This is a genomic window from Hafnia sp., from assembly GCF_036648275.1.
Classification (GTDB): domain Bacteria; phylum Pseudomonadota; class Gammaproteobacteria; order Enterobacterales; family Enterobacteriaceae; genus Hafnia; species Hafnia alvei.
In genome coordinates this window covers 1-3,240 of sequence record NZ_JAVXIQ010000068.1, presented here as the reverse complement: position 1 = coordinate 3,240, position 3,240 = coordinate 1, and the positions used below count along the sequence as shown (strand labels likewise).

Here is a 3,240-nt window from a genome sequence, read left to right as displayed (position 1 = left end):
CTATCTACCCCACATTTTTTATCCCCCTCTCATGTTATTTTTATGTAAAATAACTGTGTTTTTCCTTCGATTTCAATTCTTAAAATAAAACTGGGAAGCATTATGAGCATCACTAGACGTGACTTTCTCAATGGGATGGCAATTACCATTGCAGCGGGGCTAACACCGTGGCAGGCACTACGTGCATCACCTCAGGCTTTAACCCAAAGTCTGTACTATCCGCCGACGCTAACGGGCTTACGCGGCAATCATCCAGGATCGTTTGAAGCCGCGCATCTCTTGGGGCGTGAAGGTAAACATTTCGATCCGAAAAGTGTTCCCGTCGAGGAACAGTTTGACTTGGTTGTTGTAGGGGCGGGAATTAGCGGCTTGGCGGCCGCCTGTTTTTGGCAGCAGCTACAGGGTAAAAATCAGCGCATTTTGTTGTTGGATAACCATGATGACTTCGGTGGTCATGCCAAGCGCAATGAATTTAACGTTGAAGGTAAAACGATTCTTGGCTACGGCGGCAGTGAGTCTTTTCAATCACCACGAACCAACTTTAGCCCTGTTGCGATGGGATTGCTGAAAACGCTTAACGTTGATATTGAGCAGATGGCGAAAGATTTCGATCAGAATTTCTATCCCGATCTCAAACTCAGCCGTGGCGTTTACTTCGATCGTAAAAACTTTGGTGTAGATAAGATTGTTAACGGCGATCCCGGACGTGCGGTAGCGGATGATATTGCGCCGGATCGTTTAAACGGGCGTGACATCACCGCGTTTATTAACGATTTCCCGCTGTCTGAATCCGATCGTAACGCGCTGATTGCGCTGCACACCGAGCAGAAAGATTACCTGCCAGAACTGAATACTGATGAAAAAGTGGCGTGGTTAGATAGCCATAGTTACAGTCAATTCCTGCGGGAAAAAGTGGGTCTTAGTGAAATTGCGATCCGTTATTTCCAGCAAAGGACGAACGACTTCCAAGCGGTTGGCATTGATGCTACTTCGTGTAGCGACGCTCGCATTTGTGCGTTACCAGGGCTGGATGGAATGAATTTGCCTCCACTTGACGCAGAGTCCTTGGCCGATTTGGATGAGCCTTATATTTTCCATTTCCCTGATGGTAATGCCGGTTTGGCGCGCTTGATGGTTCGTCATTTAATTCCTGCGGTCGCGCCGGGCGACAGTATGGAAAGCATCGTGTTGGCGAAATTTGATTACAGCCAACTCGATAAAAAAGACTCTCCGGTACGCCTGCGTCTGAATAGCACGGGCGTGCATGTGGCGAACGTTAGCGAGCAGGGAAAACAGGCCGTTGATGTGACCTATCTGACCGGAGATAAGCTGCATCGGGTGCGCGCCGGTCAAGTTGTGATGGCGGGTTACAACATGATGATTCCTTATTTAGTACCGGAAATGCCTGAGAAACAGGCGGCAGCGCTGAAGGAAAACGTCAAATCGCCGCTGGTTTACTCCAAAGTGGTGATCCGTAACTGGCAGCCGTTTATGAAACTGGGCGTGCATGAAATCTATTCTCCTGCTGCGCCGTACAGCCGAGTCAAACTGGACTATCCCGTGAATATGGGAGGCTATGAACATCCGCGTGATCCTAATCAGCCGATTGGATTACACATGGTTTATGTGCCAACGCTGCCAGGAAGCGGCTTAAGCCCACGTGAGCAGTCGCGTAAAGGACGAGCTCTGTTGCTGGGCACGCCGTTCGAAGTCCATGAAAAAATGATCCGCGAGCAGCTACAGGGCATGTTTGGTGCCGCTGGCTTCGATCATCAGCGCGATATTCAGGCCATTACGGTTAACCGCTGGTCACACGGCTATTCCTATTTCCTGAACGGTCTATTCGATGATGAAAAAGAAGCTGAGCAAATTATTCATACCGCCCGCCAGCCGATAGGGCGCATCACCATTGCAAACTCGGATTCTGATTGGAGCCCGTATGCCAACTCGGCCGTCGATCAGGCTTGGAGAGCAGTGAACGAACTTACGGCGATGAATAAGGAGAACGTATGAAACCGTTAATGATGCTGACGCTGCTTGCGGCCAGCGTAGGCGCTAATGCGATGTCGGCTGGTGAGTACGTGGCAAAAGCTGGCGACTGTGCCGCTTGTCATACGTCTCCTCAGGGGCAGGCGTTAGCTGGAGGCATGCGTTTTGCGACCCCTCTGGGTAATATTTATGCTACCAACATTACGCCAGATAAAACACACGGCATTGGCAGCTATAGTTTTGAGGATTTTGATAAAGCGATGCGGCAGGGGATCGCGAAAGATGGGCACCATCTGTACCCAGCGATGCCATACACGTCATACGCCAAAATGACGCCTGAAGATATGCGTGCCCTGTACGATTATCTGATGACTGAAGTGAAACCACAGTCCGTGGAAAATCAGAAAAGCGATATTCCTTGGCCATTGTCGATGCGTTGGCCGCTGGGCATCTGGAATTCACTCTTCCTGCAAGAGGGGGTTTATCAGCCGCAGTCGGAAAAAGGCGATGAGTGGAATCGCGGTGCCTATTTGGTGCAAGGTGCAGGCCACTGCGGTGCATGCCATACCCCGCGTGGTTGGGCGATGCAAGAGCAGGGAATGGATCAGGCCGAGCTGCGTTTCTTGAATGGCGCGGAGCTGGATGGCTGGTATGCGCCATCGCTGCGTGGTCTTAACGTCAGCAAAGACGATCTGGTGGCATTGCTGAAAAGCGGGCGTAGCCGCCACGCTGCGCTAAGCGGCCCAATGGGCGAGGTCGTGACGCACAGTTCACAGTACCTCACCGATAGCGATCTCAATGGCATTGCGACTTACTTACTGAGTCTGGAAGCGTTGCCGAATGATGCCAAAGTGAAAGCACCGACGGCAGCGTCAATGCAGTCTGGCGCTCAAACCTATGCTCGCTATTGTTCAACCTGCCATAACACCAAAGGCGAAGGCGTGGATTACACGATTCCTCGCTTAGCAGGTAATCTGACCGTTAATGCTGATAATCCGCAAACGCTGATCCGTGTGGTGCTCGACGGTGCGCAAACACCGGTTACGCAGCAACATATGTCATACGGCATGCCAGGTTACGGCTGGGCGCTGGACGATCGGCAGGCCGCGGATTTGATGAGCTATCTACGCGGTAGCTGGGGCAATAAAGCAGAACCGGTTACGGCTGAGCAGGTTGGAAAAGTACGTAAGGAACTTGATAAATAACCTTTGAAGTCAAAGGGGATGGAGCCGTTGTATTAGGCTCCATCCA

At 51.1% G+C, this 3,240-nt stretch carries 2 protein-coding genes; both read left to right on the top strand.

Annotation, left to right across the window (positions count from 1 at the left end):
* Positions 1–102: 102 nt before the first annotated feature.
* Complete coding sequence (locus RSC70_RS20975) at positions 103–2,013, top strand: NAD(P)-binding protein (protein WP_008812479.1); 1,911 nt, start codon at positions 103–105, stop codon at positions 2,011–2,013.
* On the top strand, positions 2,010–3,194 hold the full coding sequence (locus RSC70_RS20970) for a cytochrome c (protein WP_114444333.1): 1,185 nt from the start codon (positions 2,010–2,012) through the stop codon (positions 3,192–3,194). Before RSC70_RS20975 ends, RSC70_RS20970 begins: the two co-directional genes overlap by 4 nt.
* The last annotated feature ends 46 nt before the right edge of the window (positions 3,195–3,240 follow it).

Coding starts and splice junctions, on each gene's coding strand:
- RSC70_RS20975 (WP_008812479.1), top strand. CDS start 103: ATGAGCATCACTAGACGTGACTTTCTCAATGGGATGGCAATTACCATT.
- RSC70_RS20970 (WP_114444333.1), top strand. CDS start 2,010: ATGAAACCGTTAATGATGCTGACGCTGCTTGCGGCCAGCGTAGGCGCT.